Source organism: Actinomadura rubrisoli (genome assembly GCF_004349215.1).
Classification (GTDB): Bacteria; Actinomycetota; Actinomycetes; order Streptosporangiales; family Streptosporangiaceae; genus Spirillospora; species Spirillospora rubrisoli.
Map to the genome: position 1 here is coordinate 1 of NZ_SMKU01000259.1, position 13,565 is coordinate 13,565.

The following is a 13,565-nucleotide window of genomic DNA, read 5'->3' on the forward strand; positions in this document are numbered from 1 at the left end:
CCGGCCCCCTCCGTCCGCACGACCCGGAACGCACCGAGCCCCTCCTGCCGCGCAGTCGCCTCCAGCGACGCCTCGACCAGCTCGCTCGACGAGAGGTCCCCCCGCGCCAGCGCCTCCGCCTGCTCCGCCAGCCCCAGCTCCACCGGCACCTCCACCGTTCGTTCGAACGAACGATAGCGTCCGCCCCCACTCTGCGGAAGACTGTCCGCCGATGAGCGCCCGCGACGAGATCCTCAAGGCCACCCTCCGCCTCATCGGCGAGCAGGGCATCGGCGCCGTGACCAACCGCGCCGTCGCCAGATCGGCCGGCGTCTCCCTCGGCTCCCTCACCTACCACTTCCCGAGCCAGAGCGACCTGCTCCGCGAGGCCCTCAACACCTTCGTGGACGACGAGATAGCCCGCATCACCACCTACGTCACGGCCCTCGCCGATTCGCCCATGGCCCCCGTCCAGGCCGCCGACCAGGTCGAAAAGGCCATCGTCGACTTCACCGACGGCCCCGAGCAGATCGCCAACCTGGAACTCCACCTGCACGCCGCCCGCGACCCCGCCATCCGCGACGCCTCGACCCGCTCCGTGGACGCCTACGACCGCCTGGCCACGGCCGTCCTCACGTCCCTCGGCATCCCCGACGCCGAACACCACGCCCCCGCGGTCGTCGCCATGCTCTACGGCCTGGCCATCCGCCGCCTCGCCACCGGCGACACCACCGGCACCGCCGACGCCTTCCGCCTCCTCCTCCTGGGCGCCCTCCCCCGCCCCTGAACAGACTTCTGGCCCGCACGGCCCCAGAGCGGGGGAACAAGGCCGTGCAGGCCAGAAGTCTGTCTCATTCAGGAACCTCAGTCGGAACCTCAGCCGACGCTCGCTCTGCTCTCCGCCTGTGCACCTCCGCCGTCTTCCGATGTGACACCAGCGACGCTAAGCCGCCCACCCCACCCCGAGAACCCCTTTAAGCCTCACTTAGGGAACCCCTCACCCAGCCTTATTCAGGCACGGTCCAGGGACGTCCGGCAGAGTCGCATCAGCAGCCACTCACCTGCGAAAACAAGGGATCGCGTCATCACCCACGGCGAGGACGACCCGTGCGTCTTGGAGTGGTGTAGGGAGCTGGCCCGTCACTGACCGCCTCATCCGAATCGCACCCGCGGCAGCCGCCGTGGCAGCCGTCATCTCGTACCGCCACGCCTACGAACTCGTCCCCGCCCACGGCGAGACTGGTTCCACGGCGCGCCTCGTCCCGTTCACGGTCGACGGCCTCATCTGGGCAGCGTCCATGGTGATGCTGGATCCGAGCCGCAGGCGGCAACCCGCACCACCGTTGGCGAAGTGGAGCCTCGCCAACGGCATCGTGGCCACGATGGACGCCAACGTGGCGCACAGAGCATTTCACGGCCCGCTCAGACCTCATCCAGGACGAGGATGCGCCGAACCGGCACAGCCACGCACCGAAGTCGAGCGGACACCGGAACAGACGGTCTTGGACGAGTACACAGCGAGCTGAACGGTCCGGGCCCCCCTCTCGTAGCGCTACCTCGCCGCGAAACACGGCATCGACCGCCGCAAGGTCAAGCAGATCACCACCGCCACGGCGCAGCCCTGAGCCGGTCAAACCGATATGGCCCTCGCCGACCTCGTTAGGTCGGCGAGGGCCACCGCTCAGGTCCCCAAGCGGTCGGTCATGACCGCCGGATCAGTCGGCGAGTCGGCCGACGGTGCGGGCAGTGGTCTCGTTAGTTGAGCGGTCTGGTGCAGGGGCAGAGCCGGACGGGGGATCGTGGGGCCCTCCTGCGTCAACCGTGGACCGAGGGCGCTCAGTACATCGACCAGATCAGCGGCGTTCGCCTTGTTGATGGCCTGTGCGGTGACCCTCTGGGTTAGTCGATTGTGAGAAAGGTACGCGATCAGCCAGATCACGGCCCCCAGAAAGGCCAGGATCAGCACAGCCGTTGCCGCGTTCATTGAATTCCCTTCTGTCGTGAACGCAAGAGCCCTCGCACCGGAAGGTACGAGGGCTTCCCAAAAGCAGAGTGAGTTTATAGACAGCAAAAAGCGCCCCTACATAATGATAGAGACGCGATAAGGAAAATTAGATATTTAAGAGGAAGTATATAAGTTCAAGTATAATTTTTACTAGAAGATATTTTATGAATAATGTGCAGGCTAGCGAGGTAGAGCCGAGCCTAGCGGCGACGCATGCGTCTGGCAACCCCAACTTCAGAGGCAGGGCTCGCGGTACCCGGACCTGTGGCTCTGAGAGGGGCGAGTCGCGAACGTCTCGATTCCCTCGGTCGCCATCCTCGTCGAAGCCCTCCCACAGCACTGACGCCCCCGACCGGAAGGAGGGATGCCCTAAGTGCCCCCAAGCACCTCACGATCAACCTTCAGGAGGTCCGCACCCGCAACCTCGCCACCCGCGAGATCGTCTCCGCACTGCCCGCCCTTGGTGAGCTGTGGTTGCGCCTGAACGCGGCACTCACCGACTCGCCCACGCTTGTATCGGAGGTCTCGCGGTTGGTGGGAGCACTGGCCAAGGTTCGGCGTGACCGGGCGAACCTGGTAGCCGCTGGACGCGCCATCATCGATCGCGACGACCAGTTCCCGGACGTTGCCGCTGTTCTGGCGGGGCGGGCGCTGTGGCGGTACCACTCCCAGCTCGCTCTCCTTGTACTTGGTGACCGCGCTGGTCGCCTCTGAGCTCGTCCTGCATGCCGCGCGTCCGCACTGGTGACCATACCTGCTCGCTGTCGCGACAGTGGCCGTTGCGGACCATCAGGTCGGCTGGTCTTCCGTTTGCTGGCGGATCGCCCGCGCGGTGGACGACTAGCTGAGAAGCCGGTGGGATGCCGACTTCTGAGAGTTCGTGTGCGGCCCGAACTACGAGCCGGCCCCCGAGCTTGTGAAGGGGTTCACGGTCTGGGGTGCTGTCATGTATTTTAAATTGCTTTGGGGATGCCTACCTGACAGGATCCGGCGGTGCGGATTCTTTATGTTGCGGTTTTGGTGCTTGTGGTGGGTGGGTGCTCGTCGGATAGGGACACCCGGAAGGCTGATTGCGCCACGCTGGCTGTGGCCATGACCAAACCGGCTCAGTTGCCCTCGCCGGGCGCTGGGATGGCGCCGATGTATCAAAAGGCCGCCGCTGACGTGCGGGCCGCGCGGGCGGAGATCAAGGACAAGAAGCTCGTGGTGCTGGCCGATGCGGTGATCCGGGGCTTCGAGGAGCACGCGAAATACGAGGCGGCCCATCCTCGTCCGCGTGATCTGAAGGCGAGCGATGGTTCCTTTGAGGAGAGGTCCGGCGCGGCCGAGAACGCGGTGATCGCCGTGTGTGGGCCCCTGCGGGAGGCGGCCGGGACGGGTTGAGGCGGGCTGTTAGGGTCCGGGGATGGGTTCGCGTGGGCCGGTTACCGGTGGGGAGAAGGAGAATCTGCGGTTCAGCCTCGATCGGCATCGGGAGGCTGTGCTGTGGAAGCTGCAAGGGCTGGACGACGAGCAGTTGCGGCGGCCTATGACGCCGTCCGGGACGCATCTGCTGGGGCTGGTCAAGCATCTGGCGGCCGTCGAGTACAACTGGTTCTGCGAGACGTTCGGGCGCGAGACCGAGCCGCTGCCCTTTGACGACGAGGACGAGGACGCCGATCTGCGGGTGGAGCCGCACGAGGCGACGGCGGACATCCTGGCGTTCTACGCGCGGGCGCGGGCGGCGTCGGACGCGGTGATCGGTGAGCTGGAGCTGGACGCGCTGGGGACGGCGTGGTCCGGGGAGACGGTGTCGCTGCGGTGGGTGCTCGTCCACATGGTGGAGGAGACCGCCCGGCATGCCGGGCACGTGGACATCGTGCGGGAGCTCATCGACGGGGCGACCGGGGACCACCTGCGGGAGTGAGCCCGGCCGCCAGGGCGCGGAGTGACCGCCGCGTCAGGTGCGGGAGTGGCGGCGGCGGACCAGGCGGCGGGAGCGGCGGGCCGGGGGGAGCCACTTGGTGCGGAACCACATCTGGACCTGGGCGCCGCCGAGGACGCTGCGGTGGATGCGCAGGTAGCCGCCGGTGGACTCGGCGGCGCGGCGGGCGATGTCGAGGCCGAGGCCGGTGGAGCCGCCGCTGCTGCTGCCGCGCTTGAGGGCGGCGTCGGGGTCGGCGATGCCGGGGCCGCCGTCGGCGACGAGGATGCCGGTGACGCCCTGGCCCTGGTGGAGGGTGACGGCGAAGCCGGTGCCCTCGGAGGTGTGCCGGAAGATGTTGCCGAGGAGGGCGTCGACGGCGGCGGCCAGCTCGGTGCCGGGGAGCGGGAGGGGCGCGGGGCGCTCGGCGCCGATCAGCTCGCAGGAGCGGCCCTCGTCCTCGGCGAGGACGGACCAGAACGCGACCCGGTCGCGCAGGACCTTCGAGGCGTCGCAGCTGCCGCGGCCGGTGGGGCGGCGGACGGTCCGGATGATCTGGTCGACCTCGCGTTCGATGCGGTCGACGGCCTCGCGGGTCTGGTCGGCGACCTGGCCGTCGCCGAGGGCCTCGGCGTTGAGGCGCAGGGCGGCCAGCGGGGTGCGGAGGCGGTGGGACAGGTCGGCGGCCATCTCGCGTTCGGCCGCCAGGAGCTGGACGACGTGGTCGGCCATGGCGTTGAACGCGACGCCGGCCTCGACGAGCTCGGGCGGGCCGTCCGGCTCGATGCGGACGCTCAGCTCCCCGTCGCCGAACGCGCCGGCGGCCTCGGCGAGGCGGCGGGTGGAGCGGATCATGCGGTTGCCGAGGCGGTCGGCGACGGCGACGGACCCGGCGACGAGGGCGGCGGCGACGCCGGTCATGACGAGCCACGCCTTCCAGACGCCGCGGGACAGGTCCTCGTCGGGCAGGAACACCTCGACGACGGCGGTGCGCCCGGCGTCCAGCGACACCGGCTGCAGGAGCGCGTACCCGCCGGAGACGCGGGCGGTGTAGGAGCGGCCGCGGCGGCCCGCCTCGGTGAGCTGCTCGGGGCGGGCGCCGTCGCTGTGGGCGTTCTTCGGGACGAGCCCGCCGTCCGGCATGTGGACGGTCATGCGGCCGGCGGCGCCGACCTGGGTGCTGGCGACGGCGCGTTCCAGCGCGGCGGGGTCCTCGGTGACGACCAGGACGGGGCCGAGGGCGCTGGCCTGCCGCTCGGCGGTGGTGAGGGCCCGGTCGCGGGCGATCTCCCGGACGGTCAGCGCGAGCGGGATGAGGAAGGCCAGCGCGACCATGGAGGTCACCGCGAGGGAGACCAGGACGAGCGTCCGCCTCATGAGCGCGGATCGGGCTCGGCGAGGCGGACGCCGACGCCGCGCACGGTGTGCAGGTAGCGGGGGGCGGCGGCGGTCTCGCCGAGCTTGCGGCGCAGCCACGACAGGTGCACGTCGATGGTCTGGTCGTCGCCGTACGCCTGCCGCCACACCTCGGCGAGCAGCTCGCGGCGGGCGACGACCCGTCCGGGACGGGCCGCGAGGTAGGCCAGCAGGTCGAACTCGCGGCGGGTCAGCTCCAGGGACGCGCCGTCCAGCAGCGCCTCCCGCCGGTCCAGGTCGATGTGCAGGCCGCCGACGGTGATCTCGGCGGCGGGCCCGGGCCGCGCGGACCGGCGCAGCACCGCGGCCAGCCGGGCGCTGAGGTGCTCGGCGGAGAACGGCTTGATGAGGTAGTCGTCGGCGCCCGCGTTCAGCAGCCGGACGATCTCGGGCTCGTCGTCGCGGGCGGTCGCGATGATGACCGGCACGTCGGAGATGCCGCGCAGCATCTTCAGCACCTCGGCGCCGTCGAGGTCGGGCAGCCCGAGGTCGAGGATGACGACGTCGGGCGGCGACTGCGTGACCTCGCGCAGCGCGTCCATCGCGGTCCCGACGCTGCGCACGACGTGGGACCGCGCGCTCAGCTCCCTGATCAAGGCGGTACGGACGTTCGCGTCGTCCTCGACCACCAGAACACTCGCCATGCCCGCACCGTATGCCACCATGTATCGATGCGTCGCGCGATGTCGTATGTTGCCCCGTGGGCGGGGGTGACCGCGCTCGCCGTGACGCTGTCGTGGCTGGGCGTGCGCGGGGTCGTCCGGGACACTGTGTCCGACCGGTCGGCGCCCGCGCCCATCGCGGGGCCGGTCATCCATGCCAGCCCGTCCGGCCTTCCGGGTCCGACGAGCATCGGCTCGCCGACCACCCGGCCGAGCCCGGCGACGGGTGAGGACGTGGGGCCCAAGCCGTCCAAGCAGGCGAAGCCGTCCTCGAAACCGCCCCAGCGGACGCCCGGGAACGTGCGCAGTTACGCGACGCGGGGCGGGCAGGCCGCGGTGTCGTTCACCGGCGGCCGCGTGCGGCTGGTGTCGGCGACGCCCAATCCGGGCTACGAGACGCGTGTGACGGAGTCGGGCGGCTGGCTGCGCGTCGATTTCCTCACCGACAAGCACACCTCTTCGGTCATCGCGTCCTGGTACGAGCACCCGGCCACGGTCAAGGTGTACGAGTACTGAGCCCGTAGGCGGACGCGAACTCGGCGAGCTTTTCCGCGGCCTCGCGTGTGCGCCGCCAGGGCCGGACGATCAGACGGTCGACGCCGAGCCGTTCCCATTCGGCGACCTCGTCCGGACCGGACAGCTCGTAGGCGTGCACGGTGATGTCGAACGGCTCGCCCTCGCGCCCTGCTTCCTTCCGGTACGCGCGGAGCAGGTCCAGTTGCGGACGGACGCGTTCCAAGGTCTGCGGCATGCTGATCCAGCCGTCGCAGAGTCTCACCGCCCGGCGCAGTGCGGCCTTCGACTCGCCTCCGGCCACGACCGGCAGACGCGGCTGGACGGGCTTGGGTTCGAACGCGACCTCGGGGAAGTCGAAGAATTCTCCGTGGTGCTCTACGGCGTCCTCCGTCCACAGACGGCGTGACACTGCGATCGCCTCGTCCAGACGTCTCCCACGGGACGCGAAGTCGACGCCGACGGCGATCCACTCGCCCTCGTACCAGCCGGCGCCGATTCCGACGATGGCGCGTCCGCCGGAGATCTGATCCAGGGTCGCGAACGCGCGCGCGGACACGAACGGGTGGCGCAGCCCGTACAGGTACACGGCGGTCCCGAGCCTGACCCGTTCCGTGACGGCCGCCAGGGCGCACAGGTAGGCCGGGGCGTCGAAGAGCGGGGTGGCGGGCTTGATGCCCGGCTCCTCCGTTCCCGGGTACCGCGCCGTGGACAGGTCGGTCGCGAAGACGAGGTGCTCGGGCAGCCACACCGACTCGAACCCGAGCCGGTCGGCGGCGACCGCCAGTTCGCGCCATATGCCCGGATGGACGAGCCCGAGCGGCACCCCGAACCTCATGTGGTCCTCCGGTCCACGCGGCCGCGCCTCATAGGGTCCTCCCGTCCGCGCGGTCGCGGGCCGCCGCCTCGGGCGGGCGTTCCGCCGGGTCGCCGTGGCCGCCGCCCCCGGAGGTCTCCACCACCAGCGCCTCCCCGGCGGCGAGGGGCTGGCGGGTGGCCTTGGTGGCCAGGGCCTCGCGGGTGCCGTCCGCGCGCTCGCGGTAGTAGCCGCCCGCGCGTCCCGGCCCGCCGCCCGCCGCGCCCGGCGGCGGGCGGAGGAGCCGGTCGCCGCGCGTGTCGACGCGGGCGTCCTCCAGCATCCGGATGACGGTGCGGGTGCCGAGGCCGCCGCGCGTGCGTCCGGCGCCGCCGGAGCCGGGGATCAGGGAGACCTCCTCGACGCGGACGGGCAGCCGCGCCTCGATCGGCTCGACCTGCGGGATGATGGTGCGGCCGCCGCCGAACAGCGCGCCGGTCGCGTCGGCGCCGTCGTGGTCGCGGCGCGCGCCCGCCCCGCCGAGGTCGAACGACATGTGCAGCCACGGCCGCCGGGCGCCGCTGAGGCTGAACGCCTGGAGGATCCCGGACGCCGCGACGCCGCCGTACCCGGCCGCATCGGTCAGCGCGGCGAAGATGGCCTCCTCCGCCGCCGCGACCGCGCCGAACCGCCCGCCGCCGGGGAACGGGGACGTGCAGTGCACCAGCGTCCCGCGCGGCATCCGGACGTCGACCGGCGCGAAGCAGCCCTCGTTCATCGGCAGCGACGGGTCCACGAAGCAGCGGACCGCGTACATCACGCCGCCGTGCGTCTGCGAGAAGCCGGAGTTGACGGGCAGCGGGACCTGCGCGTCGGTGCCGTCGAAGTCGACGACCACGCCGCCGGACCCGTCGCAGGTGACGGCGACCCGGACGCGGTGCCCGTCGTCCAGCCGGTACTCGCCGCGGGACGTCCCGGCGGGCAGCGCCGCGAGGCCCTCGCGCATCCGCCGCTCGGTGTGGCGGAGGTAGGCGTCGATGCCGCGCGCGAGACCGTCCGGGGTGTGCGCCGCGACGATCTCCTCCAGGCGGCGCGCCGCGACGTTCGCGCCCGCGATGAGGGCGCGCAGGTCCCCGACCAGCTTGTCGGGCGTGCGGCTGTTGGCCGCCAGGACGCGGACGAGGTCGTCCACGAGCCCGCCGGCCGTGGCGATCCGGACGGGCGGGAGCTGGAGGCCTTCCAGGAAGACGTCGGTGGCGTCCGATGCCATGCCGCCCGCCGACAGTCCCGACAGGTCGGCGACGTGGATGAGCGTCCCGGTGAAGTAGGCGGGCGCGCCGTCCACGAACACGGGACGGAAGACGAGCAGGTCGTTGGCGTGGATTCCGCCCTGGTAGACGTCGTTCAGCACGAAGACGTCACCGGGCGCCATGGTCTCGGCCGGATACGCCTTGAGGACGAACGGGAGGGCGCTCCGCAGGCTGGCGCACTGGATCAGCGCGGTCGACAGCGAATGCGCGATGAGCCGTCCGCGGACGTCCAGGATCGCCGCCGCCGCGTCCGCTCCTTCCACGATGAACGTCGAGTACGCCGACCGCACCACGACGATGCCGGCCTCTTCGGCCGCGACGCACAGCGCGTTGCGCAGGATCTCGGCGGTGAGGTCCGACCCGTTCATGCGCCTCCCTCCAGAAGCAGCGCCCCGTGGCCGTCCACGCTGGCGCGCCAATCGGGCGGGATGAGCAGTGAGCACTGCGGCTCGGTCACGATGCAGGGGCCGTTCAGTTCGTCCCCAGGGGCGCATGTGGAACGGGCATGCACGGGGACGTCGTGGTGCGCCCCGTCCAGCCACACACGTCGGGTGCCGGGCGGCGCACCGTCCGGCTCCGGTCCGGTGCGGGGAAGGTCCTGCGACCCCGAGGGCAGGACGACCCGGACCCGCGCAGTGGTCAGCTCGGCCGCGTCGCGCAGGTCGATGCCGTACGACTCGTGGTAGCGCTTGTAGAACTCTTCGGCCGCGCACTGGACGGTCTCCGGCGTGATGGGTCCGGACGGAAGTTCCACCGTGAACGCGTGCGCCTGACCGATGAACCGGATCCCGACCGACCGCTCGACCACGGCGTCGTCCACCCCCAGATCGGCCATGGCGGCTCGTTCGAGATCCTCCAGTACGTCCGTCAGCCCGTCTCGGCTCGCCGGATCGGACACCAGCGTCGCGACGGGTGCGAGGAACGTGCGCGCGCGCTCGATGGCGAGGTCGGCGTACAGCAGCCCGACCGCCGACCCCACTCCCGCCTTGGGCGGGACGAGCACCCGCGCGATCCCGAAGCGCTCGGCAAGGCGCACCACATGCGTCGGAGCCGCGCCGCCGAGCGCGACGAGCGTGAACCCGCGCGGATCGATGCCGCGCCGCACGGTGACCACATGCACGGCGGCACCCATCTGGGCGTTGGCGATGTCGTGGATCGCCGCAGCGGCCTTGGTGACGCTGACGCCGAGTGGCACCGCCACGTGTTCGGCGATCGCGTCCCGCGCGCGCTCGGGCGACAGCCGGAACTCGCCGAACCCGTCCGGGGCCAGGTATCCGAGGACGAGGTCCGCGTCGGTGACGGTCGGCAGCGTCCCACCGCGTCCGTAGCAGGCGGGCCCGGGGTCGGCGCCCGCCGAGCGCGGGCCGACGCGCAGCGTCTCCCCGTCCAGCCAGGCGATCGAGCCGCCGCCCGACCCGACCTCGGCCAGGTCGATCGCCGGGATCTTGATGGGCACGCCCGTCCCGGGTCGGCGCCCGCCGAAGCTGCCCTTGCCGCCCACCTGGAACTCGTGCGTGATCCCCGGCCGCCCGCCCCGGACGAGCCCGGCCTTGGCGGTCGTCCCGCCCATGTCGAACGAGATCAGGTCGGCGAGCCCGCGCCGCGCCCCCTGCCGCGCCGCCGCGACGACCCCGGCGGCCGGGCCCGACTCGATCGTGTAGACGGCGCGGGACGCGGCGAGCGCGGCGGGCAGCACGCCCCCGGCCGACTCCATCACGTGCACGGGCGCGGTGACGCCGAGGCCGCGCAGCCGCCCGCCGAGCCGCTCCAGGTAGGACGCCATGACGGGCCCGACGTACGCCGACATCAGCGTCGTCGTGGCCCGCTCGTACTCCCCCAGCTCCGGCCAGACCGACGACGACGCCACGACCGGCGTCCCGGCGGGCAGCCGCGCCGCGATGATCTCGGCGAGCCGGTCCTCGTGCGCGGGGTTCAGGTAGGAGTGCAGCAGGCAGATCGCGACGGCGGAGACGCCGAGCGCGGCGATCCCGTCCGCGACGCGCGCGGCGGCCGCCTCGTCCAGCGGGCGCAGCACCCCGCCGTCCGCCGCGACCCGCTCCGGGACCTCGAACGTGCGGGTCAACGGCACCGGCGGCTCCGGCTGCACGTACGCCAGGTCGTAGCGCTCCTCCTCCACCCGGGCCCGCCGCCCGAGCGCGAGCATCGACCGGAACCCCTCGGTGGTGACGAACGCGACCGGCACGCCCGTCCGCTCCAGGATGACGTTCGTGGCGAGCGTCGTCGCGTGGACGAACCGCCCGACCTCCCCCGGCGCGGCGCCCGCCGCGTCCAGCACCTGCCCGACCCCCCGCATCAGCCCGTCGGCCGGGTCGTCCGGCGTGGTGAGCGTCTTGGCGACCTCGATCTCCCCGCCGGCCCCGATGAGGACGACGTCGGTGAAGGTGCCGCCCACGTCGCCGGCGATGGTCAGGGGCACGGGCCACCTCCGAAGCGAACCAACCTAACGCTTGGTAGCGTACACGCGCCGAGACCTCGCGGAATTCAGAACGATTCCGGCCCCCGCCCCGGCTTGGGTCAGCTCGGGCGGAGGCTTCCGAGGATCTTCGCGAGGTCGCGCACGGGCGCCGCGTCCGGGACGCCCTGGTCGGAGAACAGGACGAACACGGTGGTCTTGCCCGGCCCGGTGCCCGGGACCGCCACCGCGTCCACGATCGCGGACGGCGACCCGCAGGATCCGGGGTTCTTCGGGACGACGGCGGCGCGGACGTGCACGGCGCGGGCACGGCCCACCCGGACGGCCTCGGGCGCCCGCAGCATGACCACCGGGGCCTGCCCGTCGTCAGGGGTGTAGGCGTTCGTCGCCCACTTGTTCGCGGCGTGCCGGGCGACCTCTTTCAGCCCGCCCTCGACGTACTGGTTGAAGCCCGTGGCCGCGCGCTCGGCGTGCTTGCAGTAGCCCTCGCGGAACACGGCGGTCGCGCTCATCGCCGCGCTCGGCCTGCCGTCCGCGCCCTCGAAGCCGATGAGCAGCTCCGGGTCCTTGATCTGCCAGCCCGCCGGGACGTCGTAGGTCAGCCCGTACTTGGCGCTGGTCACCGCCTTCCAGCCCTTCACGCGCGGCCGGACGGTGCTGACCGGCTCCGGCTCGGGCGTGCGCCGGAACTCGGACGCCGTGGGGAGGGCGCGCGGGTCGTCGGCGTTCGCGGTGTCGGAGTACAGGCCGTAGATCTTGTAGCCGCCCCAGAGCACCGGCAGCATGATCGCGATGAGGAACGGGGCGAACACCGTCCACAGGCGGCGCTTCTCGGCGGCCACCGAGCGGCCGCCGAGGGGGAACCGGGCGTCCGGCGGTGGCGCGCCCTTGCCCAGCGGCATCGGCGCGGGCGGCGGCGTGTCCTGGAAGAAGGGCGGGGACGAGTCGTCGCCGGGGGTGTCCCAGTCCTGCCCCGGTAGCGGGTACGGGTTGCTCCAGCGCTCCCCGTCCCCGCCACCGTTCCCGGGCGCGTCGCCGCCGGACCGGTCAGGTCCCTTGTCACCCTTCATGACGGGTGACCGTAGCGCACCTTCCGTCCCGTCATGATCCGCTCAGCCGAGATGGGCGATCCACGGCCCGGCCTAGACTCCCGCGCCCTCGACCAAGCAAATGCTTGGTGCTAGCGTGGGCCGATACCGGCCGGGCGGCGGCCCCGGGGCGGGCGAGGCGCACGGAGGGTGGGCGGAACGTGACGAGCACGGTGATGCGGGCGGCACTGCTGCGGGAGTACGGCGCCCCCCTCCAGATCGCGGAGGTCGAGGTGGCCGCGCCCGAGACCGGCGAGGTGCTGGTCGCGATCGCCGCGTCCGGCGTCTGCGGCTCCGACCTCAAGGCCATCGACGGCAAGAGCCCGGTCGTGTCGCACCTGCCGTGCGTCCTCGGGCACGAGAGCGCGGGCGTCGTCGAGGCCGTCGGCCCCGGCGTCACCTCCGTCAAGCCCGGCGACCACGTCGTCATCGCGATGAACGGCCCGTGCGGGCGCTGCCGCAACTGCGCGCGGGGCAAGGCGCACCTGTGCTCCGGCCGGGCCCGGATGGCCACGATCATGGGGCTGGCGGCGGACGGCGGCACCCGGCTGAGCAGCGGCGGCGAGGCCGTCCGCCCCTACATCGGCATCGGCTCGTTCGCCGAGAAGGCCGTCGTCGGCGAGGCGATGTGCGTCAAGGTGGGCCGGGACGCGCCGCTCGACCTGCTCGCCCTCACCGCCTGCGGCGTCATCACCGGTGTCGGCGCCGTCCTCAACACCGCGAGGGTGGAGCCCGGCTCCAGCGTCCTGGTGGTCGGCTGCGGCGGCGTCGGCCTGAACGTCGTCCAAGGCGCGGTCCTGGCCGGCGCCACCACGATCATCGCCGCGGACGTCGCGCGGTCCAAGCTGGCGCTCGCCGCGGAGTTCGGCGCCACCCACACGGTCCTGGCCGACGACCTGCCCGCGCAGGTCGGCGAGATCGTCCGGGGCGGCGCCGACTACGCCTTCGACGTCACCGGCGTCCCCGAGGTGCTGGCCAAGGCGTTCGCCGCCACCCAGCCGGGCGGCACGACGGTCATGGTCGGCAGCCCCGCCGCCGGGCGGAACCTGGAGATCCCGCCCGGCCTGCTGTTCGGCTCGCGCCGCCTGATGGGCACGCAGGGCGGCGACGCCACCCCGGCCCGCGACCTCCCGCTGCTGGTCGAGCTGTACCAGCGCGGCCGCCTCAACCTGGACGGCCTGGTCAGCGAGCGCGTCCCGCTCGACGCGGTCAACGAGGCCGTCGCCCATGTCCGCTCGGGCGCGGTGGCGCGCTCGGTCATCGTCTTCGGCTGAGCCTGTCACCGTCCCGCTCCCTCGCAGGCACCGTTCCCGCTGGGTGAGAGGCCGCGTCGGCGTGCCCTGTTCGGATAGATTCCTGCAGATGCTTCCGCAGGAGAAGGAACGCAAGTGACCGAGCAGCCCCAGCCCCCGCCTGGTGCCGACGACCAGCCCCTGCCGCCGGATGCCGACGACCAGCC

At 72.2% G+C, this 13,565-nt stretch carries 13 protein-coding genes; 6 read left to right on the plus strand and 7 right to left on the minus strand.

What is annotated here, in order from left to right; genetic code table 11:
* The first annotated feature begins 211 nt into the window (after positions 1-211).
* On the plus strand, positions 212-766 hold the full coding sequence (locus E1298_RS34035) for a TetR/AcrR family transcriptional regulator (protein WP_131900674.1): 555 nt from the start codon (positions 212-214) through the stop codon (positions 764-766).
* Between the two features lie 373 nt (positions 767-1,139).
* Positions 1,140-1,505, plus strand: a complete 366-nt coding sequence (locus E1298_RS34040) for a DUF2637 domain-containing protein (protein WP_279499356.1) — start codon at positions 1,140-1,142, stop codon at positions 1,503-1,505.
* Positions 1,506-1,660: 155 nt separating this feature from the next.
* On the opposite strand, the gene E1298_RS34045 is transcribed toward E1298_RS34040, so the two are convergent.
* Positions 1,661-1,963 carry a hypothetical protein gene (locus E1298_RS34045; RefSeq protein ID WP_131900678.1) on the minus strand — a complete coding sequence of 101 codons (303 nt, stop codon included), beginning with the start codon at positions 1,961-1,963 and terminating at the stop codon, positions 1,661-1,663.
* Positions 1,964-2,977: 1,014 nt separating this feature from the next.
* On the opposite strand from E1298_RS34045, the gene E1298_RS34050 reads away from it, so the two are divergent.
* Positions 2,978-3,367: a hypothetical protein gene (locus E1298_RS34050; RefSeq protein ID WP_131900680.1), complete on the plus strand. Its 390-nt coding sequence runs from the start codon at positions 2,978-2,980 to the stop codon at positions 3,365-3,367.
* A 22-nt stretch (positions 3,368-3,389) separates the two neighbouring features.
* Entirely contained in the window at positions 3,390-3,890 is a 501-nt protein-coding gene (locus E1298_RS34055; RefSeq protein WP_131900682.1) for a DinB family protein, read from the plus strand.
* Positions 3,891-3,923: 33 nt separating this feature from the next.
* Here the strand turns inward: E1298_RS34055 and E1298_RS34060 are convergent, their stop codons facing one another.
* Positions 3,924-5,264 (minus strand): sensor histidine kinase, encoded by a 1,341-nt coding sequence (locus tag E1298_RS34060; protein ID WP_131900684.1) that lies wholly within the window; start codon positions 5,262-5,264, stop codon positions 3,924-3,926.
* Positions 5,261-5,947, minus strand: coding sequence for a response regulator transcription factor (locus E1298_RS34065; protein ID WP_207944996.1), 687 nt, complete (start codon positions 5,945-5,947; stop codon positions 5,261-5,263). Before E1298_RS34065 ends, E1298_RS34060 begins: the two co-directional genes overlap by 4 nt.
* Before the next feature lie 27 nt (positions 5,948-5,974).
* Between E1298_RS34065 and E1298_RS34070 the strand changes: the two genes are divergently transcribed.
* Entirely contained in the window at positions 5,975-6,481 is a 507-nt protein-coding gene (locus tag E1298_RS34070; RefSeq protein WP_131900686.1) for a hypothetical protein, read from the plus strand.
* On the opposite strand, the gene E1298_RS34075 is transcribed toward E1298_RS34070, so the two are convergent.
* From E1298_RS34075 to E1298_RS34090, 4 genes are all read right to left on the minus strand, one after another.
* Positions 6,462-7,316 (minus strand): TIGR03619 family F420-dependent LLM class oxidoreductase, encoded by an 855-nt coding sequence (locus E1298_RS34075; RefSeq protein ID WP_131900688.1) that lies wholly within the window; start codon positions 7,314-7,316, stop codon positions 6,462-6,464. The two genes, E1298_RS34070 and E1298_RS34075, sit on opposite strands and share 20 nt — an antisense overlap.
* A gap of 28 nt (positions 7,317-7,344) precedes the next feature.
* The gene (locus tag E1298_RS34080; protein ID WP_131900690.1) at positions 7,345-8,952 is read right to left on the minus strand and encodes a hydantoinase B/oxoprolinase family protein; all 1,608 of its coding nucleotides are present in this window, start codon (positions 8,950-8,952) and stop codon (positions 7,345-7,347) included.
* Positions 8,949-11,021, minus strand: coding sequence for a hydantoinase/oxoprolinase family protein (locus tag E1298_RS34085; RefSeq protein ID WP_131900692.1), 2,073 nt, complete (start codon positions 11,019-11,021; stop codon positions 8,949-8,951). The genes E1298_RS34080 and E1298_RS34085 overlap by 4 nt, the downstream gene beginning before the upstream one ends.
* A gap of 98 nt (positions 11,022-11,119) precedes the next feature.
* Positions 11,120-12,088, minus strand: coding sequence for a DUF8017 domain-containing protein (locus tag E1298_RS34090; protein ID WP_131900694.1), 969 nt, complete (start codon positions 12,086-12,088; stop codon positions 11,120-11,122).
* A gap of 194 nt (positions 12,089-12,282) precedes the next feature.
* Between E1298_RS34090 and E1298_RS34095 the strand changes: the two genes are divergently transcribed.
* Positions 12,283-13,380 carry a zinc-binding dehydrogenase gene (locus E1298_RS34095; protein WP_131900698.1) on the plus strand — a complete coding sequence of 366 codons (1,098 nt, stop codon included), beginning with the start codon at positions 12,283-12,285 and terminating at the stop codon, positions 13,378-13,380.
* Positions 13,381-13,565 lie beyond the last annotated feature (185 nt).

Bases quoted from the DNA above. Each gene is read 5' to 3' on its own strand.
- E1298_RS34075 (WP_131900688.1), bottom strand. From the start codon at position 7,316: ATGAGGTTCGGGGTGCCGCTCGGGCTCGTCCATCCGGGCATATGGCGC.
- E1298_RS34095 (WP_131900698.1), top strand. From the start codon at position 12,283: ATGCGGGCGGCACTGCTGCGGGAGTACGGCGCCCCCCTCCAGATCGCG.
- E1298_RS34070 (WP_131900686.1), top strand. From the start codon at position 5,975: ATGCGTCGCGCGATGTCGTATGTTGCCCCGTGGGCGGGGGTGACCGCG.
- E1298_RS34090 (WP_131900694.1), bottom strand. From the start codon at position 12,088: ATGAAGGGTGACAAGGGACCTGACCGGTCCGGCGGCGACGCGCCCGGG.
- E1298_RS34080 (WP_131900690.1), bottom strand. From the start codon at position 8,952: ATGAACGGGTCGGACCTCACCGCCGAGATCCTGCGCAACGCGCTGTGC.
- E1298_RS34035 (WP_131900674.1), top strand. From the start codon at position 212: ATGAGCGCCCGCGACGAGATCCTCAAGGCCACCCTCCGCCTCATCGGC.
- E1298_RS34060 (WP_131900684.1), bottom strand. From the start codon at position 5,264: ATGAGGCGGACGCTCGTCCTGGTCTCCCTCGCGGTGACCTCCATGGTC.
- E1298_RS34065 (WP_207944996.1), bottom strand. From the start codon at position 5,947: ATGGCGAGTGTTCTGGTGGTCGAGGACGACGCGAACGTCCGTACCGCC.
- E1298_RS34045 (WP_131900678.1), bottom strand. From the start codon at position 1,963: ATGAACGCGGCAACGGCTGTGCTGATCCTGGCCTTTCTGGGGGCCGTG.
- E1298_RS34055 (WP_131900682.1), top strand. From the start codon at position 3,390: ATGGGTTCGCGTGGGCCGGTTACCGGTGGGGAGAAGGAGAATCTGCGG.